This is a genomic window from Malaciobacter halophilus, assembly GCF_002837275.1.
Lineage (GTDB): Bacteria > Campylobacterota > Campylobacteria > Campylobacterales > Arcobacteraceae > Malaciobacter > Malaciobacter halophilus.
Window position 1 is genome coordinate 77,696 of the sequence record NZ_NXIF01000008.1, and the last position, 6,998, is coordinate 84,693.

The following is a 6,998-nucleotide window of genomic DNA, read 5'->3' on the forward strand; positions in this document are numbered from 1 at the left end:
ACTCTTTTAGCCTTCAATTAATTTTACTTCATTTACATCTAAAGAGTATCCTAAACCTTTTACAATTTTAATTGATTCTTCTGGTATTTTTTTTCTCAATCTTTTTACTAAAGCTCTAATATTTATAAGAGTAGTTGGTTCACCTTCCCAAACATACTCCTCAATCTCATCAAAACTAAATACTCTATTAATATCTCTTCCTAATAGTTCTAAAAATAGTATCTCTTTTTTTGCAAGTTTTATATCTTGTCCATCTTTTATTAAAGAGTGTTTAGTATAATCAAAAACTCCATTATCTTTAAATTTTAATAGTTTTGGTTCATTGTGACAAAGTTTTTTAATTTTGTGAATCAATTCATACATAAAAAAAGGTTTTTTTAAATAATCATCACATCCCATTTCATAAGAAGTTTGTATCTTTTCTAATTCATAATTTGAACTAATTATAATAACAGGAACTGTTAAATTACATAATCTAAAAGACTCTAATACTGAAATCCCATCTAAAGAAGGAACATTTATATCTAAAACCAAACAGTTATATCCATTTGCACAATTATCTAAGGCATCTTCCCCATCTGTGAATATATCAACAACATAACTCTCATTTTTAAGTGCATTTGCTATTAAAGTTGCTAGTCTTTCATTATCTTCTAGCAATAATATTTTCATTATTTACTCCTAACTTAATACTAAATTTAGCTCCATTTTTAGTATTCTCTACCCAAATACTGCCATCCATCTTATCTTCTATTATTAATTTTGCCATATACAGCCCTATTCCATGGCCATTCTCCTTTGTTGTATAATATGCTTTAAATATATTCCTTATATGCTCTTTTGGTATCCCTCCTCCGTTATCCTCTATTTGTATTATCACATCTTCTTTCTCATTTCTTATCTCTATTCTTATCTTCCCTTCTTTTACCTCTTTATTCTTTCTTCTTTTTACTATTGCATCTTTTGCATTATTTACTATATTTAATAAAATTTGCATTAGCTCATTTTTATACCCTAATATATTTAATCTTGCACCTTCTTCTACTTTTATCTCTGTTTTTATGTAATTATATTTTATATTATGATTTATTATCTCTAACATCTTTGTTACTGCTTCTGATATATTAAAGCTTACTTTTCTTGTTGATGGCATTATAAAGTTTTGGAAGTCACTTATTGTTTCTCCCATATATTTTACTTGTACCATTATATCATTCACAAATTCGTTATTCTCTTCATCTATTTGTTTATTATTTGTTTTATTATATATCTGCTCTTGTGCTATTGTTGTTATCTCTAATAATGGTGTCTTCCATTGATGCGCTATTGATGAAAATATCTCCCCTATCTCTGCTAATTTTGATTGTTGTATCATAAACTCTTGATGTTTTATCTTCTCTTCTAAAGCTAATCTCTCTTTAGTAATATCAATAAAAACTGTAAATTTACCTTTAGTATTAAATATTCCTTCATGATATTGAGTTTGATTTATTATAAAAATTCTACAGTTATTTTCACTTATAAAAGCTATTTCATCAGGATTATTCTTATATTTGTTATATGTTCTTAATTTTTCTAAGAGTAAATCAAAACTATTATTATCTAAAAAATTTCGTAGTGTCACTTCTTTAAAAAAAGGCAGTTGCAATAATTCTTGAAATTGAGAGTTTGAATTTACTATTTTTCCTTTGTCATCTTGCCAAACAACAGGAGTTTTAATTGCATCTAATAATACTTTATCTACTTCAACTCTTTGTTCAATCATTTTTCCACTTTTGATTTTGAAAAAAAGAATATATAAAAGTAATAAAATCACCATTAATAAAAATGGTGAAACAATAAATACAAAATCTATTAAAATATTATCTTCTTCAAAAATAGACAAAGAAGAGTTAACATAAGTAAAAGGTTTATGTAAAGTCAATGGATTAAAATTATGTTCTTTTATCTTTTCATAATTGAATATATAAACAAAATCTTTATTTATAACTACTTTTTCATTAATTACTTCATGATTTAATAAACCCATTAGTAAATCTATTGCTTTTTGGGCCAGTATTTTATTATCAAGTAGTTTTCCACCAATAACATTTTGTTTACTATTTATAGTATTTGTAATAAATACTAAAGAGTTTAAAGAGTTAAATAGATTTGAAATATCATTAAAAGATAATAAATTTGCATTTTCATCTTTTTTTAGTTTTACATATAATATAACTTCGTTTTCTTTTAAATTTGATAATTGTGACTTCAAAGAGTCTAAACTATCATAAGAAGTATAAACAATTTTGAAAGATTTATCTTTTAATACTTCATTATATTTTATATAAATATTTTTTTTATTTGATTTTATATTCTCATCAATTATATGTATTTTTTTTATTTTAGGTAAAAATTTATAAATTAACTCTATATTATCTAAAATATTGACTCTTTTTAAAATAGCAAATACTTCTTTGTTTAAGAGTCTTTTTTCATAAGCACTTTCATCTCCTATATAAATAATCTTTTGCTCTTTAGTTAATATATTTGAATTATTTTTTACAAACTCCATGGCATTAGAACCAATAGCAATTATTATATTATAATTATTTTTACTATTTTCAATGGCATAAAGATTTCTAAATGTTTGTGTATATGTTTTATCATTTATTCTTAAAGAGTTTAAATATAATATATTAGAAGCTATATTCTCTTTTTTTAATCTATCTAAAATTGGATTAGTAATCATATCACTAAATTTATATCCAAGATGATAGGAGTTAATTATTAAAACACTATTTTTAGCAAAAACATGCGATGAAAGAAGAGAAATAAATAAAAAAATTAAAAAAAAATTAAATTTGTATTTCATTTTTTAATTATAACAGATTATTTTAAAACTAATGCTTTTTATTTACTAATTATAAATAAAAAGATATATATTTTATTAAGATAAAAATAGTTATAATTTTCAGTTTGTAAAAAAATAAGGGTTGTTTATGGATACAGTTTATAATAAGAAAGATCTTATCGGATTAAGAGAGTTGTCTAAAGAAGAAATTTTATATTTTTTAGATTCAGCACAGCAGTTTAAAGACTTAAACAATTCAGAAATAAAAAAAGATAAATTACTCCATGGAAAAACAGTAATAAATGCTTTTTTTGAAAACTCTACTAGAACAAGAGTGTCATTTGAAACTGCTGCAAAAAGGTTAGCTGCAGATGCTATTAACTTCAGTTCTTCTTCAAGTAGTGTCTCTAAAGGTGAAACTTTAGTTGATACAATTAGAAATATGCAATCAATGAAAACAGATATTTTCGTATTAAGACATAGTGCATCAGGTGCAGCAAGTTTTGTTGCTAATAATATAGATGCATCAGTAGTAAATGCAGGAGATGGAGCAAATGAGCATCCAACTCAAGCACTACTTGATTTGTTTACTATTAAAGAACATAAAGGGACATTAGAAGGATTAAATGTCTCAATTATAGGAGATATTTTACATAGTAGAGTTGCTAGATCAAATATCTGGGCAATGAACAAATTAGGAATGAATGTTAGGATTTTTGGTCCTGCAACTATGATTCCAAAATACTCTGAAGTATTTAATTGTAAAGTATGTAAAACTATGGAAGAGGCTGTTGAAGGAAGTGATGTAATTATTATGATGAGAATTCAATTAGAAAGACAAAATGAATCTTTAGTTCCTTCAATTAGAGAGTATTCAAAGTTTTTTGGACTTAATAAAGAACGTATCAAATTATCAAATAAAGATGCAATAATTATGCATCCTGGGCCTATAAATAGGGGAGTAGAGATAAATTCAGATGTAGCAGACTCACAAAGGTCAGTAATTTTAGACCAAGTTGAAAATGGAGTTGCTATAAGAATGGCAGTATTAAATATTTTGAATCAAAATAGAAAAGGGTAATTTAAATATGCGTTTACTAATAAAAAATGGAACTATAGTAAATAATGACAATACGCAAAAAGCAAATGTACTTATTGAAAATGATAAGATTATTGATATTATTAATCATGAAGATGTAACTGTTGATGAAACAATAAATGCAGAAGGTATGCTAATCGTTCCTGGATTAATTGATATGCATGTTCATTTTAGAGATCCAGGATATGAATATAAAGATGATTTAGAATCAGGAAGTAAAGCTGCTGTTGCTGGTGGTGTAACTACATGCTTACCTATGGCAAATACTAATCCATTAAATGACAACCGTTCTATTACAGAAGCAATGATAGCAAAATCTAAAAATATTGGCTTAATTGATTTACTTCCTATTGGAGCAATCTCTAAAGGATTTAAAGGAGAATCAATTGTTGAAATGGGAGATATGATTGAAGCAGGTGCTGTTGCATTCTCAGATGATGGATTACCTGTTACAGATAGCTCAGTAATGAGAAGTGCTTTAGAGTACGCTTCAAGTTTTAACTCATTTGTAATTTCTCACTCAGAAGATTGTTGCTTAGCACATAGAGGAGTTATGAACGAAGGTGAAATCTCAACAATACTTGGCTTAAAAGGTATGCCAAGTGAAAAAGAAGAGATTATGGTTGCAAGAGATATGCTTCTAGCAAAATTAACTGGGGGTCATATTCATATTGCACACGTAAGTTCAGAGTGGTCTTTAAAATTAATTGAACTTGCAAAAAAAGAGGGAATAAATGTTACATGCGAAGTTGCTCCACATCACTTCTCATTTACTGATAAAAAATTACTTACTTATGATACAAACTATAAGATGTCTCCACCTCTAAGAAGCCAAAGAGATATGGAAGCTATGAGAGAAGGATTAAAAAATGGGCTTGTTGATGTTATTGCAACAGACCATGCTCCACACCATAGCGATGAAAAGTTTGTAGAGTTTGAAAAAGCACCATTTGGTATTTTAGGATTACAAACATTAGTTCCATTAACTCTTAAGTTAGTTGAAGATGATGTAATCTCTTTAAACAAAATGGTTGAATTAACATCTTATAAACCAGCTAAATTACTAAAATTAGAAAACAAAGGGAAAATTGACAAAGGTATGTTAGCAGATATAGCTATAATTGACCCAAATTTAGAATATATTTATGATGATAATTTAAATAAATCAAAATCTAAAAATTCACCTTTATTATATGAAAAACTAAAAGGTGCTGCTGTTTATACAATAAAAAGTGGAAATATAGTTTATAAATTTCCAGAGTGTATAACAAAATAATTAAAAGTAACAGTTAATCTGTTACTTTTAATTTAACTAACTATTATTTCTCATTTGCAAGAGTTAATAAAGAGTTTGCAAGTACATTAGTAGCTTGATAAATATCTTCTAAATTTATCTCTTCTTTTACATTATGACTTATTCCCTCTTTACATGGAACAAATATCATACCAGTATATTTTGATACTTTAGGCATATGCATTGCATCATGTCCAGCACCACTAGGCATTTTTAAAGATTTTATAGATAATTTATTTGCTTCATCTTCTAATAGTTGTACTATTTTATCATCAAGTTTTGTTGGAGTATCTTTACATAGTTGTGTTAGTTCATAAGTTAATCCATCTTCTGTAATAACATCTTTTATTAATTCATTTACTAATTTATCAACTTCTAATAAAGAGTCTTCATCAATATCTCTAATATCAATGCCAAGTTTAACTTCTCCTGGAATTACATTTAATACCCCAGGAACTGCATTTGCATAACCAATAGTAGCTACAACTGTATCACTACCTTTATTTTGTGCAATATCTTGAACACCAATAATAATTTTACTTGCTGTAACAAGAGCATCTTTTCTCATACTCATAGGAGTTGCTCCTGAGTGGTCTGCTCTTCCTTTAATAACTAATTCATATCTAATAGGTGAAGCAATCCCTGTAACAATACCTACTGGAATTTGATGATTTTCAAGAACTGGACCTTGTTCTATATGTAACTCAATATATGAATGCATTGTATTTTCTTCTAAAACAGCTTTATTAAGTTCATCTACACCACAACCAAACTCTTTAGCTGCATCATAAACTGAAATACCTGTTTTATCCTTTAATCTTTTTAAGTCATCAAGATTTAATTTTCCAGTTATAACTTTACTACCTAAAGTAGCCATGTTAAATCTACTTGATTCTTCACATGAAAAAACAATTAACTGAATTGGTCTTAGATGTTTACAATCATTTTCTTTAATAGTTCTAATTGCTTCAAGTGCACACATAACACCTAGTGTTCCATCATAGCATCCACCAAAAGGAACACTATCTAAGTGTGACCCAGAAACAACAGGTTCTAAATCTTCAGAACCTGTTAATGTTGCATAGATATTTCCTATTGCATCTTCTTCTATTTGTAAGTCAATTTCAAGCATTAACTTTTTTAAGTACTCTCTCGCATTTTTTTCTTCAACAGAAAAAGCAAGCCTTGTAATTCCACCACCATCTAATTTACCAAACTCACTTATTTCAGCAAGTTCACACTTTAGTCTTTGTTCATTAATTAACATATTTTTTCCTATTTATTACATAACAACAAGAACAACATACGCTGTAATTAAAGCTAAGACCATTCCAAAAGATGTTCTTTTAACAACATCAATTGTAGAAACTTTTGCAAAGCCTGCACAAATAATAGCAGCACCTGCTAATGGTGACATTGTTCTACCAATTGCTCCACTTAATGCAGCAAGAGAACCCATATTTTCTATACTCATTCCTAAACTTTCAGCATGAGGTGTTACAACTTCATTAAATGCAAATGCTGCAGCATCCCCTGAACCAACAACAATAGCAAGTAAAAATGGTCCAACAGTTGCACCAATTCCTGCTAAACTTGGATTATTAATTAAAATTTGGATAAATGCATCAACTGCACCTAAAGCTTTAAGCCCAGAAACAAACACAGTAGCAGTAATAATAATACCTAAAATATTTGCATATGCTCCACCCATTCCATCAAAGAATTTTTTTGAAACTTCTGATGGGCTTGTTCTTGTAACTATTACTGCTATA

The 6,998-nt window shown here is 27.5% G+C and carries 6 protein-coding genes; 2 read left to right on the forward strand and 4 right to left on the reverse strand.

Annotation, left to right across the window (positions count from 1 at the left end; genetic code table 11):
• Positions 1-6: 6 nt before the first annotated feature.
• Both CP960_RS02715 and CP960_RS02720 read right to left on the reverse strand, forming a co-directional pair.
• Positions 7-672, reverse strand: coding sequence for a response regulator transcription factor (locus tag CP960_RS02715; protein WP_101183699.1), 666 nt, complete (start codon positions 670-672; stop codon positions 7-9).
• Positions 647-2,731: a sensor histidine kinase gene (locus tag CP960_RS02720; RefSeq protein ID WP_165777358.1), complete on the reverse strand. Its 2,085-nt coding sequence runs from the start codon at positions 2,729-2,731 to the stop codon at positions 647-649. The genes CP960_RS02715 and CP960_RS02720 overlap by 26 nt, the downstream gene beginning before the upstream one ends.
• Positions 2,732-2,981: 250 nt before the next feature.
• Between CP960_RS02720 and CP960_RS02725 the strand changes: the two genes are divergently transcribed.
• Positions 2,982-3,914: an aspartate carbamoyltransferase catalytic subunit gene (locus CP960_RS02725; protein ID WP_101183701.1), complete on the forward strand. Its 933-nt coding sequence runs from the start codon at positions 2,982-2,984 to the stop codon at positions 3,912-3,914.
• A gap of 7 nt (positions 3,915-3,921) precedes the next feature.
• On the forward strand, positions 3,922-5,208 hold the full coding sequence (locus CP960_RS02730; protein WP_101183702.1) for a dihydroorotase: 1,287 nt from the start codon (positions 3,922-3,924) through the stop codon (positions 5,206-5,208).
• A 43-nt stretch (positions 5,209-5,251) separates the two neighbouring features.
• Here the strand turns inward: CP960_RS02730 and CP960_RS02735 are convergent, their stop codons facing one another.
• Together CP960_RS02735 and dcuC are read right to left on the reverse strand one after the other, a co-directional pair.
• Positions 5,252-6,493 (reverse strand): Zn-dependent hydrolase, encoded by a 1,242-nt coding sequence (locus CP960_RS02735; RefSeq protein WP_101183703.1) that lies wholly within the window; start codon positions 6,491-6,493, stop codon positions 5,252-5,254.
• Positions 6,494-6,508: 15 nt separating this feature from the next.
• A partial coding sequence (gene dcuC / locus CP960_RS02740) for a C4-dicarboxylate transporter DcuC (protein ID WP_165777359.1) occupies positions 6,509-6,998 on the reverse strand: 490 nt, incomplete at its 5' end.

What these genes read in the sequence shown, in the direction of transcription:
- CP960_RS02720 (WP_165777358.1), bottom strand. Translation starts at nt 2,731, where the DNA reads ATGATTACTAATCCAATTTTAGATAGATTAAAAAAAGAGAATATAGCT.
- CP960_RS02715 (WP_101183699.1), bottom strand. Translation starts at nt 672, where the DNA reads ATGAAAATATTATTGCTAGAAGATAATGAAAGACTAGCAACTTTAATA.
- CP960_RS02725 (WP_101183701.1), top strand. Translation starts at nt 2,982, where the DNA reads ATGGATACAGTTTATAATAAGAAAGATCTTATCGGATTAAGAGAGTTG.
- CP960_RS02730 (WP_101183702.1), top strand. Translation starts at nt 3,922, where the DNA reads ATGCGTTTACTAATAAAAAATGGAACTATAGTAAATAATGACAATACG.
- CP960_RS02735 (WP_101183703.1), bottom strand. Translation starts at nt 6,493, where the DNA reads ATGTTAATTAATGAACAAAGACTAAAGTGTGAACTTGCTGAAATAAGT.